General features: G+C 57.6%; 22 protein-coding genes and 1 riboswitch. Of the genes, 11 read left to right on the forward strand and 11 right to left on the reverse strand.

Features of this window, described 5'->3' with window-relative positions; genetic code table 11:
• Positions 1–66: 66 nt before the first annotated feature.
• The 5 genes from IF205_RS07400 to IF205_RS07420 form a co-directional block, all read right to left on the reverse strand.
• Positions 67–582 (reverse strand): DUF934 domain-containing protein, encoded by a 516-nt coding sequence (locus tag IF205_RS07400; protein WP_259782648.1) that lies wholly within the window; start codon positions 580–582, stop codon positions 67–69.
• Entirely contained in the window at positions 569–2,227 is a 1,659-nt protein-coding gene (locus IF205_RS07405; RefSeq protein WP_259782649.1) for a nitrite/sulfite reductase, read from the reverse strand. Before IF205_RS07405 ends, IF205_RS07400 begins: the two co-directional genes overlap by 14 nt.
• Before the next feature lie 40 nt (positions 2,228–2,267).
• Positions 2,268–2,570 carry a DUF2849 domain-containing protein gene (locus IF205_RS07410; RefSeq protein ID WP_259782650.1) on the reverse strand — a complete coding sequence of 101 codons (303 nt, stop codon included), beginning with the start codon at positions 2,568–2,570 and terminating at the stop codon, positions 2,268–2,270.
• A 23-nt stretch (positions 2,571–2,593) separates the two neighbouring features.
• Positions 2,594–4,006, reverse strand: a complete 1,413-nt coding sequence (gene cysG, locus IF205_RS07415) for a siroheme synthase CysG (protein WP_259782651.1) — start codon at positions 4,004–4,006, stop codon at positions 2,594–2,596.
• Between the two features lie 207 nt (positions 4,007–4,213).
• The gene (locus tag IF205_RS07420; protein ID WP_259782652.1) at positions 4,214–5,170 is read right to left on the reverse strand and encodes a carbon-nitrogen hydrolase family protein; all 957 of its coding nucleotides are present in this window, start codon (positions 5,168–5,170) and stop codon (positions 4,214–4,216) included.
• Between the two features lie 118 nt (positions 5,171–5,288).
• Between IF205_RS07420 and IF205_RS07425 the strand changes: the two genes are divergently transcribed.
• Positions 5,289–6,347 (forward strand): COX15/CtaA family protein, encoded by a 1,059-nt coding sequence (locus IF205_RS07425; RefSeq protein WP_259782653.1) that lies wholly within the window; start codon positions 5,289–5,291, stop codon positions 6,345–6,347.
• Between the two features lie 28 nt (positions 6,348–6,375).
• Here the strand turns inward: IF205_RS07425 and IF205_RS07430 are convergent, their stop codons facing one another.
• Together IF205_RS07430 and IF205_RS07435 are read right to left on the reverse strand one after the other, a co-directional pair.
• On the reverse strand, positions 6,376–6,735 hold the full coding sequence (locus IF205_RS07430; protein WP_259782654.1) for a hypothetical protein: 360 nt from the start codon (positions 6,733–6,735) through the stop codon (positions 6,376–6,378).
• A 38-nt stretch (positions 6,736–6,773) separates the two neighbouring features.
• Positions 6,774–6,970: riboswitch (cobalamin riboswitch) on the reverse strand.
• A gap of 60 nt (positions 6,971–7,030) precedes the next feature.
• Complete coding sequence (locus IF205_RS07435) at positions 7,031–7,786, reverse strand: YdcF family protein (protein ID WP_259782655.1); 756 nt, start codon at positions 7,784–7,786, stop codon at positions 7,031–7,033.
• A 195-nt stretch (positions 7,787–7,981) separates the two neighbouring features.
• Between IF205_RS07435 and IF205_RS07440 the strand changes: the two genes are divergently transcribed.
• The 8 genes from IF205_RS07440 to kynU all read left to right on the forward strand — a co-directional run bounded on the left by IF205_RS07440 (position 7,982) and on the right by kynU (position 16,396).
• A complete protein-coding gene (locus IF205_RS07440) occupies positions 7,982–9,661 on the forward strand; it encodes a putative bifunctional diguanylate cyclase/phosphodiesterase (RefSeq protein ID WP_259782656.1) in 1,680 nt (559 codons plus the stop codon).
• A gap of 58 nt (positions 9,662–9,719) precedes the next feature.
• Entirely contained in the window at positions 9,720–10,460 is a 741-nt protein-coding gene (locus IF205_RS07445) for a TerB family tellurite resistance protein (RefSeq protein ID WP_259782657.1), read from the forward strand.
• Positions 10,461–10,568: 108 nt separating this feature from the next.
• Positions 10,569–12,374, forward strand: coding sequence for an ATP-binding cassette domain-containing protein (locus IF205_RS07450; RefSeq protein WP_259782658.1), 1,806 nt, complete (start codon positions 10,569–10,571; stop codon positions 12,372–12,374).
• Between the two features lie 18 nt (positions 12,375–12,392).
• Positions 12,393–13,295, forward strand: a complete 903-nt coding sequence (locus tag IF205_RS07455; RefSeq protein ID WP_259782659.1) for a DMT family transporter — start codon at positions 12,393–12,395, stop codon at positions 13,293–13,295.
• On the forward strand, positions 13,295–13,471 hold the full coding sequence (locus tag IF205_RS07460) for a YHS domain-containing protein (RefSeq protein WP_259782660.1): 177 nt from the start codon (positions 13,295–13,297) through the stop codon (positions 13,469–13,471). Before IF205_RS07455 ends, IF205_RS07460 begins: the two co-directional genes overlap by 1 nt.
• A 5-nt stretch (positions 13,472–13,476) precedes the next feature.
• Positions 13,477–14,370, forward strand: a complete 894-nt coding sequence (locus tag IF205_RS07465) for an alpha/beta fold hydrolase (protein WP_259782661.1) — start codon at positions 13,477–13,479, stop codon at positions 14,368–14,370.
• A 5-nt stretch (positions 14,371–14,375) separates the two neighbouring features.
• Complete coding sequence (locus tag IF205_RS07470; RefSeq protein ID WP_259782662.1) at positions 14,376–15,041, forward strand: N-acetylmuramoyl-L-alanine amidase; 666 nt, start codon at positions 14,376–14,378, stop codon at positions 15,039–15,041.
• Between the two features lie 110 nt (positions 15,042–15,151).
• Positions 15,152–16,396, forward strand: coding sequence for a kynureninase (kynU, locus tag IF205_RS07475; protein WP_259782663.1), 1,245 nt, complete (start codon positions 15,152–15,154; stop codon positions 16,394–16,396).
• A 55-nt stretch (positions 16,397–16,451) separates the two neighbouring features.
• Here kynU and IF205_RS07480 read toward each other — a convergent pair whose 3' ends face one another.
• Positions 16,452–17,402 carry a nucleoside hydrolase gene (locus IF205_RS07480; protein WP_259782664.1) on the reverse strand — a complete coding sequence of 317 codons (951 nt, stop codon included), beginning with the start codon at positions 17,400–17,402 and terminating at the stop codon, positions 16,452–16,454.
• 438 nt (positions 17,403–17,840) lie between these two features.
• On the opposite strand from IF205_RS07480, the gene IF205_RS07485 reads away from it, so the two are divergent.
• Together IF205_RS07485 and IF205_RS07490 are read left to right on the forward strand one after the other, a co-directional pair.
• Complete coding sequence (locus IF205_RS07485; protein ID WP_259782665.1) at positions 17,841–18,872, forward strand: Leu/Phe/Val dehydrogenase; 1,032 nt, start codon at positions 17,841–17,843, stop codon at positions 18,870–18,872.
• A gap of 136 nt (positions 18,873–19,008) precedes the next feature.
• Positions 19,009–19,413 (forward strand): GFA family protein, encoded by a 405-nt coding sequence (locus IF205_RS07490; protein WP_259782666.1) that lies wholly within the window; start codon positions 19,009–19,011, stop codon positions 19,411–19,413.
• A 6-nt stretch (positions 19,414–19,419) separates the two neighbouring features.
• Here IF205_RS07490 and IF205_RS07495 read toward each other — a convergent pair whose 3' ends face one another.
• The 3 genes from IF205_RS07495 to IF205_RS07505 form a co-directional block, all read right to left on the reverse strand.
• Entirely contained in the window at positions 19,420–21,102 is a 1,683-nt protein-coding gene (locus IF205_RS07495) for an ABC transporter permease (protein ID WP_259782667.1), read from the reverse strand.
• A 90-nt stretch (positions 21,103–21,192) separates the two neighbouring features.
• Positions 21,193–22,209, reverse strand: a complete 1,017-nt coding sequence (locus IF205_RS07500; RefSeq protein WP_259782668.1) for a Fe(3+) ABC transporter substrate-binding protein — start codon at positions 22,207–22,209, stop codon at positions 21,193–21,195.
• 138 nt (positions 22,210–22,347) lie between these two features.
• The gene (locus IF205_RS07505) at positions 22,348–23,757 is read right to left on the reverse strand and encodes an MATE family efflux transporter (RefSeq protein ID WP_259782669.1); all 1,410 of its coding nucleotides are present in this window, start codon (positions 23,755–23,757) and stop codon (positions 22,348–22,350) included.
• Between the last annotated feature and the right edge of the window lie 12 nt (positions 23,758–23,769).

The following is a 23,769-nucleotide window of genomic DNA, read 5'->3' on the forward strand; positions in this document are numbered from 1 at the left end:
CTGGCGCGAGGCCAGGCTTTTGAGTTCTTGCCTGAAGGCAAGCGAGTATTTGGGGGAAGTAGACGGTTACTCCGCAGCGGCGCTGCTTGCTTTGCCGCCGTGGCGTAACCGGTTGGCAGTCAACCGGCCATCGCCGGTCGGCTGATAGAAAACAGAGATTTCCTCGATGGCTTCAAGCCAGCCTTTTACGGCTTTCTCGTCAGCCACTTCCAACGTATCCACGCCGGAACGGTCGAGGTAGAGATACTGGTCCTGGATGATATGACCGGCGGCGCGGATTTCACCGCGGAAACCATGGCGTTCCCGCAGCAGGCGCGCCTGGGAAAAACCACGCCCGTCGGAGAAGGCCGGGAAGGTCACGACGACCACGTCCAGTCGATCCAGGTCGGCCACAAGGGCGTCCACTTCGTCACCCGGCTGCAGGACCACGCCATAATTGGTGTTGGTTTCAAGCAGACCTTCGCGATGTTCCGCCCATACCGCCAGAGGGATGAGTATCTTGTCACCCGACGTCGGAGCTTCATCTTCCCCCAGATAGCGCCAGCTATCTTCGACGATATGGCCTTTCTTAATGAGCGGCATAAAGCTTCTCCTTGAACGGGGTGATACCGACGCGGCCATAGGCCTGCAGGAAGTCTTCATCCTTGCTTTCGCGGACTTCCAGATAGGTGGCAACGATGGTGTCGATGGCGTCCACCACATCATCATAGGAGAAAGCGGGACCGACGCGTTCACCGAGGGCGGCATTTTCCGTTGCATCACCGCCAAGCGTGATCTGGTAGTATTCCTCGCCTTTGCGGTCCACACCCAGAATGCCGATATGGCCCACATGGTGGTGGCCGCAGGCGTTGATGCAGCCGGAGATTTTCAGCTTCAACTCGCCGATGTCATGCTGACGGTCCAGGCTTTCAAAACGCTGGGCGATCCGCTGTGCCACCGGGATGGAGCGTGCGTTGGCGAGCGCGCAATAATCCAGGCCCGGGCAGGCGATCATGTCGCTGATCAGGCCGATGTTGGAGGTCGCCAGACCGGCAGCCTTCAACCCTTCCCAGACAGCAAACAGGTCAGCCTGCTTTACATGGGGCAGGACCAGGTTCTGTTCGTGGGTGGCCCGGATTTCGCCAAAGCTGAATTTGTCTGCCAGGTCGGCGACGGCTTCCATCTGTTCGGCGGAAATGTCACCCGGTGCCTCGCCGATGTCCTTCAGGGAAATGTCGGCAATGGCATAACCGGCTTTCTTGTGCGGTTTGACATTGCTGCGGACCCATTGGGCAAACTCGCGATTTTCGAATTTCCTGACCTCGAATTCACGGGACGTGATGTCCAGGTCTTCAAAGTCGGGATCGGCAAAATAGGCGTTGATCCGGTCCAGTTCCTCTTGCGGCAGTTCAAGGTTGCCGGTGCGGATTTCGGCCCATTCGGCTTCAACCTTCTCGCGGATTTCTTCAATGCCGCGTTCATGGACCAGGATTTTGATCCGGGCCTTGTATTTGTTATCGCGGCGGCCGTAGAGGTTATAGACACGCAGGACGGCTTCCAGATAGGACAGGATATCGGTGTAACCGACAAAGTCGCGGATCGTTTTGCCGATCATCGGCGTCCGGCCAAGGCCGCCGCCAACCAGGACTTCGAAGCCGACTTCACCGGCATCGTTCTTTTTCGCGATCAGGCCGATATCATGGAATTTCACCGCTGCCCGGTCATGGGCATGGCCGGTCACCGCGATTTTGAACTTGCGCGGCAAGAAGGTGAATTCCGGATGCAGCGAGGACCACTGGCGGATAACCTCTGCCACCACGCGCGGGTCGGCGGCCTCATCGGCAATAGCGCCTGCATAATGGTCGGCGGTCACATTGCGGATGCAGTTGCCGCTGGTCTGGATCGCGTGCATTTCAACCGAGGCCAACTCGTCCAGAATTTCCGGCACATCCTTCAGGGTCGGCCAGTTATACTGGATATTCTGGCGGGTGGTGAAATGGCCGAAACCCTTGTCGTATTTGCGGGCGATATGGCCCAGTTTCCGCATCTGGTTGCTGTTGACGGTGCCATAGGGAATGGCCACCCGCAGCATATAGGCGTGCAGTTGCAGATACAGGCCGTTCATCAGGCGCAGTGGTTTGAACTCGTCTTCGGTCAGTTCACCGTTGAGGCGGCGCTGAACCTGGCCGCGAAACTGCTTGGTCCGCTGTTTCACAAAGCCATGGTCAAATTCGTCGTAACGATACATCGCGTTGGTCCCCAGTAATACTCGTCTTGTGCCTTAAGGCTTAAGCGGCTTTGTCGGCCTGTTTTCCATGGTGCAGGTGGGTGCTCGGCCCCAGACAGCGCAGTTGTTCCCGGTATTTGACCGGGAAGGGCTTGCCGTCGGTGATCGTCACGTCAATCAGTTGCGGGTCGATAATGACGTTGCCGTCCAGGGCGGCCTGCCCCTGTTCCGACAATGTTGCTTCTGAAGTCTCGTCAGTGGCGACAACAGCTTCTTCGACCCAGCGGGTCCAGGTGCCATCTGCGGCCAGGAAAACAACATCGCCTTCGATCAAGGCATTTGCGATCAGGATTTTTGCGGACATCTTCTAAAACTCTCCAATCCAGGTCAGGCGCCGGTGGCGAATGCTGCGGTCAGGCCCGCAGGGGCCGTTTGTTGTTTGGCGTAGGCAGCGACATCTCCCACCACGATCAGGGATGGCGCGTCAATGCCATTTGCCAGGACCATGGCTTCCAGTCCGGCAAGGCTGCCCTTGACGGTGCGCTGGTCGATCCGTGTTGCGTTTTCCACGATTGCTGCGGGCGTATCCGCTGGAAGGCCCGCTTCCATCAGCTTGGCGGAAATTCGACCGGCATTGCCGAGGCTCATATAGAAAACCAGGGTCTGGTTGGATGCGGCCAGGCCGTTCCAATCCGGTTCCACGCCGCCGTCCTTGCTGTGGCCGGTGACGAAGGTCACGGCAGAGGCATGATCGCGGTGGGTGAGGGGAATGCCCGCAGCAGCACCGGCGCCGATGGCGGCCGTAATGCCGGGGATGACTTCCACCTGGACACCACGCTGTTCGAGGAATTCCATTTCTTCACCGCCACGACCGAAGATGAACGGATCGCCGCCTTTGAGACGGACAACCTTTCTGCCACGGTTGGCGGCATCGCCCAGGACACGGTTGATGATGGTCTGGTGAACCGTGTGTTGGCCTTCCTTCTTGCCGACATAAAGGCGTTCGGCGTCGCGGCGGGCCATGTCCAGCACACGTTCGTCGACCAGACGGTCGTAAACAATCAGGTCGGCTTCCTGCAGGGCACGCAAGGCACGCAGGGTCAGCAGGTCCGGGTCGCCCGGACCGGCACCAACCAATGTGACCTTGCCCGCGTCGGACTGACCGAAGGCCGGGTTGTTGACGGCGGCCAGCATGGCCTCATTGGCCTTGCCTTCATCGCCTTGCAAGACGAGACCGGCAATCGGGCTTTTGAAAAAGCCTTCCCAGAATCGGCGCTTTTCGGTGTCCGTGTGGAACATGGCCTTCACGGCACTGCGGAAGCGATCCGCAAAGCGGGCGAGCTGTCCCAGGCGGGAGGGCAGGATGCTTTCAATCTGTGCCCGGATATTGCGCGCCAGAACCGGTGCGGAACCGCCGCTGGACACAGCCACTACGATTGGCGAGCGGTCAATAATCGCGGGCATGATGAAATCGGAATGGGCCGGGCGGTCGACCGCATTGACGGTCACACCCGACTCGCGCGCCCAGGAGGCGACTTTCACGTCGATGTCTTCCAGGCCGGTTGCGGCAAAGACCAACCTTGCGCCTTCGATATCGGCTTTCTCAACCGGACGGTTGACCCAGGTGATTTCGCCGGCGTCCGCCTGATCCAGAAGCTCGCTGCACATGGACGGAGCAACCACGCACAGGCGCGCCTGTGCTTTATGCAGCAGGCGAATTTTGCGGGCGGCCAGTTCTCCGCCACCCACAACCAGAACCGGTTGGTTCTGCAGCGTCATGAAGATCGGAAAGTGATCCATGTGGGTTGCTCCTTTTAACACTATAAAAAGTGTTAATTTGATCTATATCCGCATATATAAGTGTAGATAGTAAATTTGTCCATAAAAAATACCAAAAAAAAGAAGGGCCCGGTTCTCTACAAACAGGCAGAAAACCGGGCCCTTATGGCGATGTTGTTAATTTACGTTGTGTTTTTCTTATTCCACACAAACGTCATGTGGTGTGATTTAAATATGATCGAATGGGCCAAAGACTTCTTCGTCCAGGTCTGAGACAAATTCTTCATCACGATCCTGGATTTTGAGCTGGAAGATATCCGGACGGGAATAATGCCCCACGACGTCCAGGTCGAACTTGCCTTCGGCGATTTCGCCTAAGTCAATATCGGCGGTCAGCAGAGTGGATTCATTGTAGACCGGCCCGGCGAGAACGTCACCCAGCGGGGAGATGATAGTACTGCCGCCCCGGATCAGAACGGTGTCGGGATCATCCCCCTGGATGGGGGTGAGGTCCTCGGGCATGCCGGCGCGGGTCAGATACTGGCAGCTTGAGAAAACGAAACAGCGCCCTTCCAGCGCGATATGGCGTATACTGTGCTGCCAGTTGTCACGGTCATCGACGGTTGGCGCGCAATAAAGCTCCACCCCTTGTTCATACATGGAGGTGCGATAAAGCGGCATATAGTTTTCCCAGCAAATCGCCGTACCGACCCGGCCCAGGGCCGTGTCCATGACCGACATGGTCGTCCCGTCGCCAAATCCCCAGATGCAGCGTTCCATTGCGGTGGGCATAAGCTTGCGGTGAATACCGGTCATATCGCCGTGATTGTCGAAGCTCCAGGTCGCGCAATGCAGGGTGCCGCCCAGACGTTCCAGAACGCCGACCACCATATGCAGGTCATAGTCGGCGGCGATATTTGCAAGACGGATTGCCGGTTCTGTGTCCAGCTCAATCGATCCTTCGAAATACCGGCGATAGACTTTGCGCCCTTCTGCGGATCGCATCCCCAACCGGATGCCGAAATCAATGCCTTTCGGATACCCACCGACAAATACCTCGGGAAAAACGACGAGAGAGGCGCCTGCCTCTTTGGCCTGTCTGGCCCAGTATTCGACTTTTTCTACTGCGGCAGCCGGGTCAAATAATACGCCTGCATCCTGAACAACAGCAGCCTTGAAAGTCATGAGTTCCCCCTGATTAATATGTTTCCTTCCAGGAACCTAACAGCGTAAGGGGGCTTGCGACTATCTGTCTATCGTCAAAAGACTTGTGTTCGCATCGGCAGTGGATAAATTCCAACCTATGACAGGATACATACCCGATACAAATGCCCGCAAAGTCGGGATCTGGCTGGCGCTTTGTGCGCTGATGGTGTTCATGATGATGCAGATCGGGGCAATCACGCGATTGACCGAATCCGGGTTGTCGATGGCCGAATGGCGTCCGCTGATCGGGTGGATACCGCCAATGACTGATGCGGAATGGGCGCGGATTTTCGACCTCTATCAGGGGACCAGCCAATATTCGCTTGCGAATTCGGGTATGTCCGTTGAGGAATTCAAGACCATATTCTGGTGGGAATATATCCACCGTGTCTGGGGGCGGACGATCGGTCTGGTTTTTGCGCTGCCCTTCTTCTGGTTCCTGCTTCGCCGCCAGATACCCAGTGGACTTGGGCGGCATCTGGCGGCCCTGCTCGGCCTTGGGGCTGTGCAGGGTGTTATCGGCTGGTGGATGGTCAAAAGCGGCTTTGTCGACCGCACGGATGTCAGCCAGTATCGGCTGGCGGTGCATCTGGGCATGGCGTTCTTCATTCTGGGCTATCTGGTTTGGGTCTCGGTTTTCCTGCTGAAACCGGTGGAGGAAGCGCGCGCCGCCGTGTCCCGCGGTTTCAGGCGGCTTGGCGCGATGGTGCATGCGATTATCTTCTTCACGGTTCTCAGCGGGGCTCTGGTAGCCGGGCTGAACGCAGGTTTCGCCTATAACGACTGGCCCTTCATGAACGGTAATTTTATCCCGGAAAACTATTTCTGGCTGAAGCCGTGGTGGCTGAACTTCTTCGAGACCATCCAGGCTGTCCAGTTCAACCACAGGACCTTTGCCTATGCCACGGCGGCTGTTGTGGCATCGCTGTGGCTTTGGTCGCGCAAGAAGGATCTTGCGCCGCGCGCACGCCTGTCAATCAATGCGCTGGCAACCATGCTGGTGATCCAGCTATCGCTTGGCATTTCCACCCTCATGCTGGTGGTGCCAACGCCGCTGGCGGTGGCCCATCAGGCGGGGGCCGCGCTGACCTTTGTCATCTCTTTGTGGGTGATGATCGAGTTGCGCGGCCATCGCAAGTCCGTCTTCCGGGACTGATCGGGCCGCGCGCTTTCCCGATAACCTGTTAGTGATAGGTTGCCTGTTCCGGCCTGCGGTTTCGCCGCCGTGCCGGAACCGCAGGCGCGTTTATCACCTGCCGCAACAGGTCCAGCAATTCCTGCTGACTGGATGATGCGGTTTCCCTGAGCCAGTCACTGTAAGTCTTGAGAACCTGCCCGGCGGCTTCCTGGGGCGATTGCCTGCCCGGCAGTGCCATCACCCATAACAGCAATGTGTCCCGCGCGCATGGCGCATGCGCCGGATCGGCAAAAAACTGCCAGATCACGGACTGTGGATCGCTCGCGCACAGGGGTGGGGTTGAGGTCGTGCTCAGGTTGCTTGAAGCAGGGGAGGCGTCGGAACGCCCTTGTGTCGATACCGTCATGTCGTCTCCTTCCGGGGCACCCCGCCCGGTCAGCTAGAGTTAATTTTTCGACAACGGCAGGTCTCCTGGCTCGCGCTTCTTCGCCTTTGATCCTGATCTTCCCGGTTGCCCAGTGATACTGACGGATCGGGCTCCGCGCCTACAGTTGCGGGGGCAGCTTCGGAATAGGTCGAAAAGACCGCACCGAATTCCCTATTGTTCCCATGATCGGGGAACCGTTATCGGCAGCGACAGTAGCAGATAAATGATGCTTCGCAACGATCAAAACGCCTCAGGAAGATGTTTTCGCGACACGTTATTTGATCGCCGTCAAATGCCCCCACTGGAAATGCCCCTGTGCCAGGTATTTCAGGATGGCGGCATAGGCGATGGCGACGCGATTGGCATAGCGATAGCCGATGCGGCTGGGCACGAAGTCCTGCGGCGTGATGGGCGTGGCGACATCCTCCCAGGCGGGGCTGAGCGCGGCGGAAACGCCATGGGCCAGAAGGGTCGCCGCCACGCGCCTTGTATGAACCGCATCCGTCGCGACCACCGGCCGGGAAAGGCCGTTCTGTTTCATGATTTCAACAAAGGCGTCGACATTCTGGGCCGTGTTCATTGCTTTCTGGTCCAATATAACCTTGTCGGCTTCCAGTTGAACCGCTTTCACGGCGATGGCGCTTTCGGATGTGCCAATGCCTTTCACGTCGCCGCCTGAGACGATCATCGGGATTTGAAGGACGTCCTGCAGGTGCTTGGCATGGGTTATCCGAGCCATTGTGTGTTCCTTCGGGACATAGTCGGCGTCACCGACCTGCCTTACGCCCCCCGTTGGCACCAGAATGACGTCCGGACGGCTGTCGATAATCTCAACCAGGCTTTGTCCGTGGACCAGAAGAGGGAGAACCAGCAGTTTGGACGTGACCGGAAAGGCCAGGAAGACAAGGATCGCCATCCCGAGGCCCGTACAAAAGGCGCGGCCCCGGCCCTTCAGAAACCCCAGTCCCAGAATCAGCAGGAAAACACCCGGTATCGGGAAAAACAGAAAGACAAGGGAGTAGAAATTCATTTGCCGGTTGCGCCTTATGTGGAGGGTACGTTTATAGATAGTATTCTTAAAAGATTTTTATGCATTCTTCTAGAGAATCGCCCCATAATGCTGCGCAAATCAAAAATAAATTGCTATACAGTCAGTGCTTACTTGGTAATGCCCAAGAAGCCAGGGTCAGTATGTTGAAACAATAAAGTAAATGCAGGACGCAATATGGGGCTTAGTGTCACCGCCGATACCATTGCGGTGGAAGCGTTGGAGGCTGCGGGAGATGTGGCATTTGTCTGGGACTTTGTCTCGGATGAAGTAATTTGGGGTGGAAACATCTCGTCGCTGGTGGGCGACGGCCCGAGTAATGTTTTCCAAAGCGGAGAGACCTTCATTACCCGGATTCACGATGCCGACCTTCCCGGGCGGCTGCGGGTTCTGGATGGCAATCTGGGAAATGACGGGCACTATGAGTGTGAATACCGCCTTCGTTTGAGCGGTCAGGATTTTACGTGGGTTCATGAAAAGGGCCGCGTGATGCGCAACGATGACGGGATGCCGCAACGCACGGTCGGTGTCCTGCGCATAATCGAAGGGCGCAAACGTAATGAACGCCTGATAGAACATTTCAGCAATTACGATGTGCTGACCGGCCATCTCAGCCGCAACCGTTTACGCGATGCGCTGGAAAATGCCTTCCAGTATGGAGAACGCTTCAATATTGACGGGGCATTCCTTCTGATCGGTATAGACGGCCTGGGCGAAATTCGCGACCGCTACGGGATGGATGCGGCGGATAATGTCATTATTTCGGCCGGCCAGATTCTGGAACATATGCTGCGGTCAATCGACGTGATCGGCCGTCAGGGCGCGGACCGATTTGGCATCGTGACGACAAACTGCAAGCAGGATGACCTCAACGTCCTGATTGAACGATTGCTCCACGCCTTTCAGACAACGCCCGTCAGGGCGGGCGATGCGGAAGTAACCCTGCGCGTGAGCATTGGTCTGTCGCGGTTCCCGGAAGATGTACATACGGTGCCGGAGATTCTGGCGCGTACCGAGCAGGCCTTGCAATATGCCCGGGACCTGGGTGGCGATCAGGCGCATGTCTACCACCCGTCGGACGAGGATCGCACCCGTGTCCGTAACAGTCTTGCCATCGCGGGCCAGATTGAACGGGCCCTGGAAAACGATTGTCTTGAATTTGCCTTTCAGCCGATCGTCAGTTGCCGAACCCGTCGGATATCCTATTACGAGGCATTGGTGCGGATGCGGGACAATGGTGAAGTCCTGCCGGCAAGCGTTTTTGTGCCGGTGGCGGAGCATTGCGGCCTTATTCGTGACTTGGACCGGTGGGCTCTTCAGGCCTGTCTGGAACGCCTGACAGAACATCCGGGCCTGACGCTGTCCCTGAACCTGTCCGGAATGACGGTGACCGATCCGTCCTGGCTGCGCCTTCTGGCAAGCCAGCTTCGCGGGCGTGAGGATATTGCCAGTCGGTTGATTCTGGAAATTACCGAGACCGTCGCGTTGGAAGATATTGAGATTACCGGCCACTTCATAACAACGGCGCGGGATCTGGGATGCAAGGTGGCACTGGATGATTTTGGCTCCGGCCATACCTCCTTCCGGCATATGCGCTCGTTGATTGTCGATGTGGTGAAGATCGACCGCATTTTCGTGCGGGACTGGCACCAATCCGGCGACAGGGCGAATTTCATTGGCAAGCTCATGACCATTGCCAGGGAAACCGGCTTTGAAATCGTCGCGGAAGGGGTTGAAGACAAATTCACCGCAGAAATGCTTGCTTCCGAAGGCGTGGATTACCTGCAGGGCTGGTATTTGGGTAAACCTATGCTTGAGCAGGAATGGCTGGCCTATTACAAAGCAGATGCGTCTTAGCTGACTGTTGCGTAAGCTAAGGCATCTATAGGGCCATGCATGTGGGGAAGCGATTGCTATGAGCATCTGGGGTAAGATAGTTGGCGGCGTTGGCGGGTTTGCCATCGGCGGACCGATCGGTGCCTTGATTGGCGCCTTGGGCGGTCATGTTGTCGACAAACTGCGTTCCGAAGAAGAAACGCGGAGCCGTGCCAGTGCTGATGCAACCAAATCCGTTGCCTTCACAATCGGTGTTATTGCCCTTGGAGCCAAGATGGCAAAGGCGGACGGGGTGGTCACCGATGACGAGGTCCGCGCCTTCAAGCAGGTCTTCCATATTCCCCAGCATGAAGTGAAGAATGTGGCCCGGGTCTTCAATCAGGCCCGCAAGGATGCCCGTGGTTTCGAACCCTATGCACAGCAGATGGCGGACATGTTCCGCAATGAGCCTCAGGTTCTGGAGGAATTGCTCTACTGCCTGACCCATATCGCCATGGCCGATGGCAGCATGCATCCGCAGGAACTGGAATATCTGCAGAAGGTCGCGCAGATCTTTGGATTTGATGCCGCGACCTTTGAACGTGTGACCGGCCGCAGTCCGGCGGGGGACAAGGCAGACCCCTATACGATTCTGGGTGTCTCCCCCAATGCCGACGATGCGGCTATCAAGGCGGCGCATCGCAAGCTTGTTCTGGAACATCACCCGGACCGCCTGGTCTCGCAGGGGATGCCGGAAGAGTTCGTCAACATGGCCAACGAAAAGCTGGCCGAGATCAATGCCGCCTATGATGCGATCAAGAAACAGCGCGGCATTAACTGACCCATAGAAGGCACGGTCTTTCTTCGCCCTGTCTTATCCTCTATATCCTACCATCGGATAAACCGGCGTCTTGCGTCCGGTGCTTCATGTTGTTTGAGGAGAACAGGAATGGCCAAGGGGCCTGAGTTGTTAGCATTGCGCAATGCCCGTGCCGGTTTCGGGACGCCGCCGGTGATTGACGGCGGAACCATCTCGATTGCCAAAGGCGATCGGTTGGTGCTGGTCGGGCGTAACGGCAGCGGCAAGTCTACCCTGATGGCCGCCCTGGAAGGGCGTCTGGCCCTTGATGATGGCGAACGTTATGTCATGCCGGGGGTGACGGTTGCCCGCCTGCCGCAGGACCCGGTGCCGCCGAAATCGGGAACCGTAATGGAATTCGTGACCGGTGAGGGCGCGGAAGACTACCGGGCGGAGGCCATGATCTATGCTTTGGGCCTGGAACCGGACATGCAGGCGGCAACCATGTCCGGCGGGCAGATCCGTCGTGCGGCGCTGGCGGCAGCACTGGCGCAGGACCCGGATGTCCTGCTGCTGGACGAGCCGACCAACCACCTCGACCTGCCTTGCATTGAATGGCTGGAAACCGAACTGGCAAATTTCCGCGGCGGCATTCTTGTGATCAGCCACGACCGCGCCTTCCTGAACAAGATGGCCAATGGCATTGTCTGGCTCGATCGCGGAACGTTGCGCCGGCTGGATGCCGGTTTTGACAAATTCGAAAGCTGGGTAGAGGAAGTCGAGGCGACGGAAGAAGCGGAACTGAACCGCATCGACCAGCATATCAAGGCGGAAACCCGTTATCTGAACTATGGGGTGACCGCCCGGCGTAAGCGTAATGTCCGCCGTCTGGAAAAACTGGCGACGTTGCGTCAGGAGCGGAAGAACCGCACACGCGGCGATACGACGGCAACCCTCAAGGCGCAGGCCGCCAACCAGGGTGGCAAGGTCGTGCTGGAAGCCGACCATATTTCCAAAACTTTTGGCGATCGGACAATCATCCGTGATTTCTCCACCCGCGTGATGCGCGGGGACCGGATCGGTATCCTCGGCCCCAATGGTGCGGGCAAGACGACCCTGTTGAAAATGCTGATAGGTGAGTTGGCCCCGGATAGCGGTGTGGTGGAACGCGGCGCCAATATCGACCTGGCATGGTTCGACCAGACACGGGAGCAACTGGATCTGGAAACGACGCCCTGGGATGTGATCGGCGAGGGCACAGACCGCGTGACTGTAGGAGAGCAGACACGTCATGTGGTCGGCTATCTGCGCGACTTCCTGTTCGATGAAAAGCAGGTGCGCGGCAAGATCAGCACCCTGTCCGGCGGGGAGCGAAATCGCCTGCTGCTGGCAAAAATCCTGATGAAACCGGCCAATCTTCTGGTGCTTGACGAACCGACCAACGACCTGGATATGGAAACGCTTGACCTGTTGGAGGAGATGCTGGGCGATTACGACGGCACCCTGGTCCTGGTCAGCCACGACCGTGATTTCCTCGACCGTCTGGTGACAAGTGTGATTGCCGTCGAGGGCGATGGGGAGGTCCGAGAATATGTCGGTGGGTACTCCGACTATCGCCGTGTGAGGGCTCAGGAAAACGCCGTTGAGGCCGCGCCGGTCAAGAAGGCGGTCAAAACACCTGAGAAGGAAAAGCCAAAGACATCTTCCTTGCGCCTCAGCTATAAGGACAAAAGGGATTTGGACCTTTTGCCCGGCAGAATGGAAGAGCTGGAGGCGGATATCGCAGCATCGGAAGAAAAGCTGGCCGCACCGGATTTCTATACCAAGGACCCTGAAGGATTTCAGAAAACTGCCGATCGTCTCGATGCACTCAAGGCGGAACTGGCGGAGGCGGAAGAACGCTGGTTGGAACTGGAAATCCTGCAGGAGGAATTGGACGCCGCCAAATCCGGATAGGAACCGGAAGGATGACGGATGCAGTTTCGGGATGTGGCGATCGCCCTCTTTGTGATGGTGATCTGGGGCGGTAACTTTTCCGTCGCCAAATTTGGGCTGGCGCAGATACCTCCGCTGACCTTCATGGCCATGCGTTTTGCCGTCGTGGCGGTCTTGCTGGTGCCCTTCGTGCGCCTGCCAAGGGACAAGATCGTCCCCGTATTCTGGTATTCGGTCACGCTGGGCGGTATCCATTTCGGCCTGATGTTCTGGGCATTGACCCAGATTGATGCCGCAACAGCGGCACTTGCCAGTCAGATGGGCGTTCCCTTCGCCACCATCCTGTCCGCCTTTGTCTTTAAGGATTATCCCAAATTCTGGCGTGTCCTGGGAATCATGATTGCCTTTTCCGGCGTCGTCGTGATTGCAGGTGAGCCTCGTTTCGAAGGTGGTTTGCTTCCCTTGTTGACGGTTGTCGCAGCAGCATTCGCCTGGGCAATGGGGGCAGTGCAGGCGAAGGCCATGGGCAAGGTGAACGGCTTTGCGTTGAACGGCTATATGGCGCTCTTTTCCGTACCACAATTGATGATCTGGTCCTTCTTCTTTGAAGAGGGGCAGATTGATGCGCTGCTGTCGGCCGACTGGATCGGCTGGGGTTCGATCTTCTATCAGAGCCTGATGGTCGTCATCGTCGGTTATGGAATCTGGTACAAGCTTTTGGGTAAATACCCGGTCAGCCTGACCATGCCCTTCACCCTGTTGATGCCATTTTTCGGTGTATTGTTTGCCGTTTGGCTCTTGGGTGAGGAAGTAACCGTGCCCATGATAATTGGCGGCAGCCTCACTATCCTGGGCGTTGCGGTGATTGTACTGCGCAGCTCCCAGCCCAAGCATATTTCCCAACAGGCAGCCACGGTGGAATGCAGTGGAAGGTTACAGTGATGCGTAGGCAAGATGCGGTTAACAGCCTGTGCCCATGGTCCGGCAAGCCGGTGCAGGAGGATTCCCTGACGGAATACCGGGGCAAGGTCATCGGGTTCTGTAATCCGGGATGCCGTGATAAATTTGCAGCAGCGCCTGAAGACTATCCGGAGGTGCTGAAACTCTTGGGGGAGTAGTCGCCATGTTTGACGGTTTTATTGGTAAGAAGATCAAAGCGCAGGGCCTGACCCATGCTGTTTGGGTTGGGGGCGAGGGGCCACCCGTCCTCCTGCTGCACGGTTATCCGCAAACCCATGTGATCTGGCATCATATTGCCCCTGTACTGGCAAAACAGTTCACGGTTGTGCTGCCTGACCTGCGCGGATATGGCGACAGTGACGCACCGGCTGATGATGCAGGCCATACCGTCTATTCCAAACGCGCAATGGCAGCGGACCAGGTCGCCATCATGGCCGAACTGGGGTTTGAAAAATTCGCAGTCGTCGGCCATGACCGTGGTGCCCGCGTGACTTACCGCATGGCTCTCGACCATCCGCAGAATGTGACGCGGATGGTTTCACTGGATGTGGTGCCGACCTATGAGATTTGGGAGGCGTTTGACCGGGAGGCCAGCCTGGCGGCTTTCCACTGGCCCCTCCTGGCGCAACCAGCCCCACTGCCTGAGGTGATGATCGGTCATGACCCTTCCTATTTCCTGCATTGGATTCTGCGCAGTTGGGCCGCGTCCGGATTTGCCTTCGATCCTGAGGCGTTTCGTGAATATGAGCGGCACTTTACCCGCTCGGAAGTGATTGCCGCGACCTGCGGTGACTATCGTGCCGGCGCGACAACCGATGTTGCCCATGATGCGGCTGACCGGAAGGCCGGGCACAAGATCACTTGCCCGTTGATGTGTTTGTGGGGGGCGGAGGAAGGTTTCGCTGAGCAGGGAGGCCGTTCCCCGTTGGAGGTTTGGGCGGATTGGTGCGATGGTCCGGTAAGCGGTGCGCCGATCCAGAGCGGCCATTTTCTGCCGGAAGAAGCCCCCGAGGCGGTCCTAAACCACTTGATTCCTTTTCTCCGTGAGGGCAAATAACGCCCATGCAGTTGATCCGCTATCCATCGCCGAATTTCGGAGACCGTCGGGGTGACGGTCCGGTGGATATGCTCGTCCTGCATTATACCGATATGGTCAGCGCGCAGGAGGCCCTGGACCGGCTCTGTGATCCGGCGGCGGAGGTCAGTGCCCATTACCTGATCGATGAGGATGGGCGCGTCTACCAGATGGTGGATGAGGACAAACGCGCCTGGCACGCGGGCGTCAGCTTCTGGCGTGGCTGCCGGGACGTGAATTCGCGTTCCATTGGCATCGAACTTGCCAATCCCGGCCATTTGAACGGTTATCGCCCGTTCCCGAGTGCGCAGATGGAAAGTCTGGCCCGGTTATGCCGGTCCATCCTGTCACGCCATCCAATCGAACAGCGCAATGTGATTGCCCATTCGGATGTTGCCCCCGGTCGCAAGAAAGACCCCGGCGAATTGTTCCAGTGGCGCTGGTTGTCGAAGGAGGGGGTTGGACGCTGGCCGGAACTGGTTCGTGCGTCGGACAGGGACCTGATCGGGTCCCTGGCAGAAATCGGCTATTGTGTTGATGACGAGGCGGCGGCGATTGAGGCCTTCCAGCGTCATTACCGCCCCGACGCCATCACCGGCGAGGCAGACGAGGAAACGCGCCTGCTGGCCGCAGGGCTGCTTGAAACCCTTTAGGCAGGGACTCACCACAGGATTGTTTGCAGGTCTTGGCAAATGATCCGATCTGAATTATTTTAAGGTTAAAATATGTGCCGGTCTTTGACCGGTTCGGTGAGGAAAACAATATGACGACATTCACCCGTGACGACGCGCTCGCTTTGGACAAACAGGATAAGTTGGCGGGGTTCCGAGATCGCTTCCAGTTGGAAGAGGGATTGATCTATCTGGACGGCAACTCTCTGGGGCCGTTGCCCAAGGCGACCATGGAACGCATGCAGTCCGCCATTGCCGTTGAATGGGGGCAGGACCTGATTACCAGCTGGAACAAGCATGGCTGGATGGACCTGCCGCGCAGCCTGGGCAACAAGATCGCACCGCTGGTCGGGGCAGAACAGGACCAGGTTGTGGTCGGGGACAGTACCTCCGTCAATGTGTTCAAGCTTTTGGCGGCGGGCCTGAAGATGAATCCGGGCCGCAAGGTGATCCTGTCCGATCCGGGCAACTTCCCGACCGACCTCTATATGATCCAGGGCCTGCGGGAATTCCTGGGCGACGATCAGGTGGAAATGCGTCTGGCGGATGAGACCGAGGTTGTCGATGCGGTTGACGAAAATACCGCCGTCGTGCTGCTGACCCAGGTGAACTTCCGCTCTGGCCGCATGTATGACATGAAGGCCGTCACGGAAGCGGTGCAGGCAAAAGGGGCGCTGATGGTCTGGGACCTGTGCCACAGCGCCGGTGCCGTTCCGGTGGACCTGGCCGGGTGTAACGCGGATATGGCGGTCGGCTGCTCCTATAAATATCTGAATGGTGGACCCGGTGCACCGGCCTTCCTTTATGTGGCTCCCCGTCATCAGGATAAGGTCGTGCAGCCGCTTTCCGGCTGGCACGGTCACGCCCATCCCTTCACCTTCGATCTTGGCTATACCCCGTCGAATACGGTCAGCCGCTATCTCTGCGGTACGCCGTCTGTCTTGAGCATGCGTGCGTTGGAAGTGGCGCTGGATATGTGGAGCGAGGTGGACATGCAGATGGTGCGTGAGAAATCCATCAAGCTTTGCGACATGTTCATCGACCTTGTGGAAAGCCGCTGCGCCGGTCATGGTTTTGAGCTTGCCTCGCCACGGGATGCCTCCCAGCGCGGCAGCCAGGTTTCCTTCGGTCACGAGGAAGGCTATGCCATTGTGCAGGCCCTGATTGCCGATAAGGTTGTCGGTGATTTCCGCGCGCCGAATATCATGCGCTTTGGCTTCACGCCGCTTTACACTTCTTATGTTGATGTCTGGGATGCGGTGGACCGGCTGGTCCGGATCATGGACGGGAAAGTCTATGACCAACCTGAATTCAAGGTCCGCGCGGCGGTGACCTGATCGCAATATGGATGAGGCGGCCCCGGGGCCGCCTCTTCTTCTTTATGCCTGAGGCTTATTTTTTGATCCGGCTGATCCGGTCGAAGAGCAGGTCGTAGAAGGCCTGGTCATTCATGTTCAACATGACTTTGACGTTGGCGGGTTGGCCGGTGACCGCCAGGCCATCCACCGTGGTCCTGCCAAAATTGGCGGAGGAGGAACAGTCCACCTCGACAAAATAGTCCTCGCCCTCGAAGATCGTTGGATCAATCAGATAGGCGATGGTGCAGGGATCATGCAGGACGCCCTGACGGGCGCCGCCGGTTTTTTCGATGACCATCTTGCGATAGGCCGACAGCATTTCAGCCACGGCGTGGCTGACGGCAGAGGGCAACTCGCGGAAATACCGCAGGCGGTCTTCGGTGATGATTGCCTGCTGTGTGACGTCCAGGCCCATCATGACCTGTGGAATACCGCTCTTGATGACGATTTCCGAGGCGTGGGGGTCAGCATAGATGTTGAATTCCGCGGCGGGCGAGGTATTGCCGGGGCCAAAGGCGACGCCCCCCATGAAGACAATCTCGTTGATCTTCGGTTTGATATCCGGAGCCTTGATCAGGGCCAGGGCGACATTGGTCATCGGCCCGACCGGGCAGATGGTCACGCCTTTGTCCGGGGCATTCCGGCAGGTTTCGATAATGAAGTCGACCGCATGCTGTTCCTCTACCGGTGCGGTGGGGGCAGGCAAAGGCACGCCGCCGATGCCGTCTGCGCCATGGACTTCCTCTGCGCGGGCACCTTCGCTCATGATGGCGCGGGCGCAGCCCTCAAATACCCGAACCTCCGGGCAGCCTGCCAATTCGACCAGCGCACGGGCGTTCCGGTATGTATGATACAGCGACACATTGCCTGCGACCGTTGTGATCCCGGCAAGATCGAAGTTTTCCTGAGAGGTTAAAGCCAACAGGATGGCGACGGCATCATCCAGTCCCGGATCGCAATCCAGAATGACGGTCTGCTTGGTCATTGAGTCCTATCCGCGCGTTATTATTGTTTTCAGGTTGAGCCCACAGGACCGACAGCGCAACAAAGTCTCACGATGAGCCTGCGAAAAAGCAGGGTTTGATCCCCGGGCAGTCTAATTGGAAAACATATCTGCGCTTCCATCATTCATTGCAAGCCCGCAATACCAATTTTGTCGGGTATTGCGTCAGAAATGCTGTCTTTTTCGGCGGGAACTCGGTGATTTTGAGTTGAGCATAGCATTCTAATTTTTCAACTGAAATGACCTGAAAAATAGAACGAAAGATCATCTCAAGGCCCTCTGTTTATCACTTCCTTGCGTTTTTATGGGCGGCGTATTTTTGCCATTTGAGAAAGCAAATTCCGGGTCTATATCTATTAACAGAGTAATAAAATTACAAAGCTCCGAATGGGGCACTGATTAGATCGAGGGATAGCTGCAATGTCTGTGTTTGAGTCTCCCAGTTTTGACAATCATGAACAGGTTGTCTTCTGCCGTGACGAGAAAAGTGGCCTGAAAGCCATTATCGCACTCCACAATACCAATCGCGGTTTTGCCCTTGGTGGCTGCCGCATGTGGAACTACGACAGTGAAGAAGAAGCCATCACTGATGTGCTGCGCCTGTCTCGTGGCATGACCTATAAGAACGCGCTGGCCGACCTGCCCTGGGGCGGCGGCAAGTCGGTCATCATCGGCGACAGCCACAAGGATAAATCCCCTGAGCTGATGCAGGCCATGGGCCGCTTTGTGGAGCGCCTGGGCGGCAAATATGTGATCGCCGAGGATGTTGGCACTTCGCCTGCCGATATGGCGGAGATCGCCAAAGAAACGACATTCGTCAAAGGCATTGAAGGCGAGGGCGGTGATCCGTCGCCGGGCACGGCCTATGGCGTTTTCTGCGGTATCCAGGCCAGCGTCCAGGAACGCCTCGGCAAGAATACGCTGGACGGTGTGTCCGTTGCGGTTCAGGGACTGGGCCATGTAGGCTTTGATGTGGCGAGCCAGCTTCACAAGGCAGGCGCCAGGCTTTGGGTCACCGACATGGATGCCGATGCCGTTCAGAAGGCCAAGAACGAGCTGGGTGCCGAGGCTGTTGATCTCGACCGGATCTATGATGTGGATGCGGACGTCTATGCGCCCTGCGCGCTGGGCGCGACCGTCAACGACGAAACCATTCCGCGCCTGAAGGTGAAGGTCGTTGCCGGTGCCGCCAATAACCAACTGGCCGAAGACCGCCATGGTTACGATCTGGTGGAACGCAATATCCTTTATGCCCCGGACTATGTGATCAACGCGGGCGGCGTGATCCATGTTTATCATCAGGGGCCGGATTTCGATGAGAAAACCACATTCGATCATGTGGCCCGGATCGGGAATACATTGTCGGAAATCTATGCCCGCGCCAAGGTCGATTCCGTGCCGCCGCATGTGGCGGCCGACCGCCTGGCGGAAGAACGGTTTATGGCCGCGTAAGGTCGAGGGATAGACCAAAGCATATAAGCGCCAAAACCGGCTTCTTGTCTCTCCCGGCACAGTTCCTGTCGCCGGGAGAGATCGTTTTAGGGCGCGTTTGCGGGCAGACTTCTCCCCACGAAGCAGGGAGAATAAAATGACAAATGATGACCAGACCATCCGGACCGGAAGCTGCCTTTGCGGGGCGGTTGCCTACGAGGTTCGTGGCGAGATGCGGGCGGTGATCGGCTGTCACTGCAGACAGTGTCAGAAGACCAGTGGCCATTTCGTTGCCGCGACGGCCTGCCGCGATGATCAGCTTGTCCTGACCCGGGACCGGGGCTTGAAATGGTTCCAATCCTCACCTGAAGCCAAACGTGGCTTTTGCTCCGAATGTGGCGGCAATCTCTTTTACAAACGCCTGGACCGCGACCAGACCAGTATCATGACGGGCACGCTGGACCATCCGACGGGGCTTGCCATGAGCCACCATATCTTCGTGGACGATAAATCCGATTATTACGAGATAACCGACGGCCTGCCGCAGACAGACAGCGCCTGATGCCGGTTAATGGCCGGGGCGTGAGGTGCGAACCGCCTTGGATAGCAGGATCACAGGTAGGATTCCCGCCAGCACGATAGTGAGTGCGCCCAAAGCGCATTCCTCAAGCAATTCGTCGGAGGCATATTGGTAGACATAGGTCGCCAGCGTGTCGAAATTGAAGGGCCGCAGGATCAGTGTTGCGGGCAGTTCCTTCATGGAGTCCACGAAAACCAGGATCGCCCCGCCCAGAATGCCGCCGCGGATCATCGGCAGATGCACATGGCGCAACACGCCCAGGGGACGCTGCCCCAGGGTTCGTGCTGCGTCGTCCATATTGGGCGTGACTTTTAACAGGGCCGTTTCCACCCCGCCAAAGCCAACCGCCAGGAAACGAACCGTATAAGCAAAGATGATCGCGGTTGCCGTGCCGGACAAAAGCAGGCCGGTGGAAATACCGAAGTGGGATTTCATGAAGGCGTCGAAGGCGTTGTCGAAATTGGCGAACGGAATCAGGACGCCGATGGCAAGCACTGCGCCGGGCATCGCATAGCCGACACTGGCCAGTCTTGTGGCGATCTTCAGTTTGCGGCCCTTGTTGAGGCGCAGGGCATAGGCCAGGAAGACGCCGATTGTGACCGAAATCGCCGCTGCCCCACCGGACAGCAGGATGGAATGCTTTGCATAGGTCAGGAATTCCGGCGTCCAGGAAATCTCCCAATGACCGATGGCGTAATAGGTCAGGACGATAGCGGGGAGGATAAAGCCGAGAATGACCAACGCACTGCACAATACGACTGCGCCGATTTTCTTCCACCCGGTCAGCAGATAACCGGGCAGCGCCTGATATTTCGTGCTGGTGCTGTGATAACGCTGTCCACGTCGCGACGCGCGTTCAATCCACAAAAGGCCAATCACGAAGACCAGCATGACCAGTGAGATCTGCGCCGCACCGCCCAGATTGTTCATGGACATCCAGACATCGAAAACACCGGCGGTCAGCGTGTGGACTGCAAAGAAGTCGATGGTGCCGAAGTCGTTCAGGGTTTCCATCATGGATAGCGCCAGGCCGACGACGACCGCCGGGCGGGCCAGCGGCAGGGCGATGGACCAGAAACATTGCCAGGGCGTGCGGCCCAACACGCGACCTGCCTCCAGCACACAGACCGACTGTTGCAGGAAAGACGCGCGCGTCAGCATATAGACATAAGGGTAAAGCACCAGTGACAGCATAGCGATTGCGCCGCCTGCGGTCCGGATTTCCGGGAACCAGTATTCGCTTTTCAGCTTCCATCCGAACAGGGCGCGCAGGCCTGTCTGGACCGGCCCGGCATATTCTATCAGATCGGTATAGACATAGGCCACCACATAGGCAGGCATTGCCATCGGCAGCAGCAGGGCCCATTCGAAAAGGCGCTGTCCCGGAAAACGGCACATGGTGACAAGCCAGGCCGCCGAGATCCCCATCAGGAACGTGCCTGTCCCAACACCCAGCATCAGGATCAGGGTATTCTTGATATAGCGGGGCAGCATGGTGCTGACCAAATGGGGCCAGATGTTTTCTTCCGGTGAAAAAGCGAGGACGATAATGGCAGCGATCGGCAGGAATACAAAGGCGGCAACAGTGAAAGCGCCGCCTGTCCACCAGGTCGAATGCCGACGGTGACCTTTGGGCGATTGGGTAATATCCTGATTGGTCGCCGTTGTCATTGCCTTCTCAAAAATTTCGTATCCGGTCCAAAAAAACAAAGGGCGGCAGACATGGAAGCCCCCCGCCCCGTCGCTCGTTTAATAACGCGCTTATTCGTTATAGCCAACCTTGTCGACAAGCTTGGATGCCTTGCTGCGGTTTTTCGCAACCACGTCCAGGCCAAGCTGGTCGACCTTGAAGGTTCCCCATGTTTCGAGCAGCTTGGACCAGGGCACACCCGCCTTGACCGGATATTCGAAATTCTGCTCCGCATAGATCCCCTGTGCCTCGTCGTCGGACAGGAATTCCATAAGCTGGATGGCTTCTTGTTTGTTCGGTGAATATTTGGTCAGCGCAACGCCGGAGATATTCACATGAGTGCCGCGATCTTCCTGATTCGGAAAGATCATGTTGACGGACTGCGCCCAATCGGCCTGCTCCTTGTCGGCCAGCATCTTGCCCATATAGTAGCTATTGCCGACGGCCAGGTCGCATTCACCCTGCCAGATCGCCTTGACCTGGGCACGGTCATTGCCCTGTGGTTTGCGCGCCAGATTGGCCTTCAGGCCGCGCAGCCATTCCTCTGCCTTTTCTTCGCCGTGATGGGCGATCATGGAGGCGATCAGTGCTACATTGTAGGAGTGGCTGCCACTGCGGGTGCAGACACGGCCCTTCCATTTCGGGTCGGCCAGGTCTTCGTAAGATTGGATTTCACCCGGCTTCACGCGGTCCTTGGAGGCATAGATAATGCGTGCGCGGGTGGTCAGGCCGAACCAGTTGCCCTCCGGGTCGCGCAGATTGGCCGGAATGTCGGCGTTGAGCTTGTCGCTGTGAACCGGTTGGGTGAGACCCTTGTCGACGACGCTCTGCAGGCGGCCAATGTCGACGGTAAAGATCAGGTCCGCCGGGCTGTTTTCGCCTTCCTGGCGCAGGCGTTCTTCCAGACCGCGCTTGGCAAAGACAACATTCACCTTGATACCGGTTTCCTTTGTGAACCTGTCGAACAGCGGCTGGATCAGGAAAGGCTGACGGTAGGAATAGACATTCACTTCTCCCTCCGCGTGGGCGGCGGTGCCGACCATGGCGATGGTGGAGGCGAGAACGGCGGTCGACAATATCTTTTTCATGCGGCTTGGGTCCTTTTGGTCTTTTGCCAAGTCGTGTTGTTAATTTTCGCAAATGCAAGTAACTCGCATCAACGATTATGCCCCGGTGGTACCCGAAGTCTCTCATGAATGCAAGTCAGTCGCAATTACTGCGACAATTTACTGCAATGTCTTTTTTCCCATGACTATACCAATCATGTTTTCAAGGATCGTCTGTCGCAAAGAGGGCTGGCTGTTTCCTGCCGGTTTGCCCGGAATGCGGCCGATCCGGCCATAGGCGACAATACCCGCAATCAGGCCGAAAATGACCATCCCGGCAGCCTGTCCCATGAGGACACCCGGCGCGCCGACGAGGCTTGCCCCCAGATAGACGAGCGGGATAACGCCCAGCAATTCCTTGCCCAGATCGAATGCCGTTGCCAGGGGGGCGCGGCCCGTCACGTTCAGCGATGCATGGGCGACATTCTGCAGCCCCATGAAGATGTAACAGGGGGCGACCCAGGTGCAGAACTGGGACAGGAGAGCGGCGGTCTCACCATCAATTCGCAGCATGCCGATGAGTACACCCTGGCCCAGGGACAGGGTCAGCGCAACGATGGCCGCATAGAGGACAACCAGCAGGATGGCCTTACGCCAGATTTCGCTGACGCGGTCAAACAGCTTGGCACCGAAATTCTGGCCGATGATGGGACCAATGGCCTGTGGCAGGGCGCTTAACCCTACATAGGCAAAGGGCACGATACGTTCGATAATCGTACTGGCCGCAACCGCGCTATCGCCGAAATGAGCCATGGTGGCAATGACGAAGGCGCTGCCCAGCGGCGGGCCTGCCTTGGCAAAGCTGACCGGAAGCATGACTGTAAGTGTCTGACGGAAGTCTCCCAGGAAACGCCGCCAGTCAAAACCGCCGATCATGCGATGGACGAAGAAGGCACCGTGAAAGGCGACGGCCAGAATGGCGATCCGGGAGAGGAAAGTCGCCCAGGCGGCCCCTTCCAGGCCGTAGTCAAATCCGAAGATCATGATGGGGTCGAGCACCGCGTTGAGCAAGGCACCGGCCATCTTGGCCGCCATGGCGCGCTTCTTCGCCCCGACCGCACGCAGCAAGGCACCGGAAGACATGCTCACGCACATGATCGGCAGGCCGAGCAGGACGACCTGCAGGTATTTGACGGCAAGCGCCTGCGCCGGACCGGTTGCACCGATCAGGGTCATGATGACGGGGGAGGCAAACCACAGGCTTGCCGTCATCAGCGAGGACAGGCCGATCCCGTATAGCAGGATGTGGAGGGCATATTGCCGTGCGCGGTCGCGGTCGCCTGCGCCTTCCGTGCGGGAGACAAGTGCGGTCATCGCCGCCGACAGGCCCAGGGTGATGGAGACAGCGAGGAACATGACCGGCCAGGCATAGCCGAGGGCTGCAACAATCTGGACATCGCCCAGCAGGCCCAGCCAGAACAGATCAATGACATCGACCAGCAAAACCGCCAGAAGCGCCAGCATGCTGGTCCAGGCCATGCCAAGGATATGCTGAATAGGAGAACCGGAGATGAATGTTTGCTTTTGCATGTGACTGATCCT

The organism is Aestuariispira ectoiniformans (assembly GCF_025136295.1).
In the GTDB taxonomy this organism is placed as follows: Bacteria; Pseudomonadota; Alphaproteobacteria; order UBA8366; family Aestuariispiraceae; genus Aestuariispira_A; species Aestuariispira_A ectoiniformans.

Bases quoted from the DNA above. Each gene is read 5' to 3' on its own strand.
- IF205_RS07425 (WP_259782653.1), top strand. From the start codon at position 5,289: ATGACAGGATACATACCCGATACAAATGCCCGCAAAGTCGGGATCTGG.
- IF205_RS07460 (WP_259782660.1), top strand. From the start codon at position 13,295: ATGCGTAGGCAAGATGCGGTTAACAGCCTGTGCCCATGGTCCGGCAAG.
- IF205_RS07430 (WP_259782654.1), bottom strand. From the start codon at position 6,735: ATGACGGTATCGACACAAGGGCGTTCCGACGCCTCCCCTGCTTCAAGC.
- IF205_RS07410 (WP_259782650.1), bottom strand. From the start codon at position 2,570: ATGTCCGCAAAAATCCTGATCGCAAATGCCTTGATCGAAGGCGATGTT.
- IF205_RS07445 (WP_259782657.1), top strand. From the start codon at position 9,720: ATGAGCATCTGGGGTAAGATAGTTGGCGGCGTTGGCGGGTTTGCCATC.
- IF205_RS07485 (WP_259782665.1), top strand. From the start codon at position 17,841: ATGTCTGTGTTTGAGTCTCCCAGTTTTGACAATCATGAACAGGTTGTC.
- IF205_RS07435 (WP_259782655.1), bottom strand. From the start codon at position 7,786: ATGAATTTCTACTCCCTTGTCTTTCTGTTTTTCCCGATACCGGGTGTT.
- IF205_RS07490 (WP_259782666.1), top strand. From the start codon at position 19,009: ATGACAAATGATGACCAGACCATCCGGACCGGAAGCTGCCTTTGCGGG.
- IF205_RS07495 (WP_259782667.1), bottom strand. From the start codon at position 21,102: ATGACAACGGCGACCAATCAGGATATTACCCAATCGCCCAAAGGTCAC.
- kynU (WP_259782663.1), top strand. From the start codon at position 15,152: ATGACGACATTCACCCGTGACGACGCGCTCGCTTTGGACAAACAGGAT.
- IF205_RS07420 (WP_259782652.1), bottom strand. From the start codon at position 5,170: ATGACTTTCAAGGCTGCTGTTGTTCAGGATGCAGGCGTATTATTTGAC.
- IF205_RS07500 (WP_259782668.1), bottom strand. From the start codon at position 22,209: ATGAAAAAGATATTGTCGACCGCCGTTCTCGCCTCCACCATCGCCATG.
- IF205_RS07440 (WP_259782656.1), top strand. From the start codon at position 7,982: ATGGGGCTTAGTGTCACCGCCGATACCATTGCGGTGGAAGCGTTGGAG.
- IF205_RS07400 (WP_259782648.1), bottom strand. From the start codon at position 582: ATGCCGCTCATTAAGAAAGGCCATATCGTCGAAGATAGCTGGCGCTAT.
- IF205_RS07505 (WP_259782669.1), bottom strand. From the start codon at position 23,757: ATGCAAAAGCAAACATTCATCTCCGGTTCTCCTATTCAGCATATCCTT.
- IF205_RS07480 (WP_259782664.1), bottom strand. From the start codon at position 17,402: ATGACCAAGCAGACCGTCATTCTGGATTGCGATCCGGGACTGGATGAT.
- IF205_RS07470 (WP_259782662.1), top strand. From the start codon at position 14,376: ATGCAGTTGATCCGCTATCCATCGCCGAATTTCGGAGACCGTCGGGGT.
- IF205_RS07465 (WP_259782661.1), top strand. From the start codon at position 13,477: ATGTTTGACGGTTTTATTGGTAAGAAGATCAAAGCGCAGGGCCTGACC.
- cysG (WP_259782651.1), bottom strand. From the start codon at position 4,006: ATGGATCACTTTCCGATCTTCATGACGCTGCAGAACCAACCGGTTCTG.
- IF205_RS07450 (WP_259782658.1), top strand. From the start codon at position 10,569: ATGGCCAAGGGGCCTGAGTTGTTAGCATTGCGCAATGCCCGTGCCGGT.
- IF205_RS07455 (WP_259782659.1), top strand. From the start codon at position 12,393: ATGCAGTTTCGGGATGTGGCGATCGCCCTCTTTGTGATGGTGATCTGG.
- IF205_RS07405 (WP_259782649.1), bottom strand. From the start codon at position 2,227: ATGTATCGTTACGACGAATTTGACCATGGCTTTGTGAAACAGCGGACC.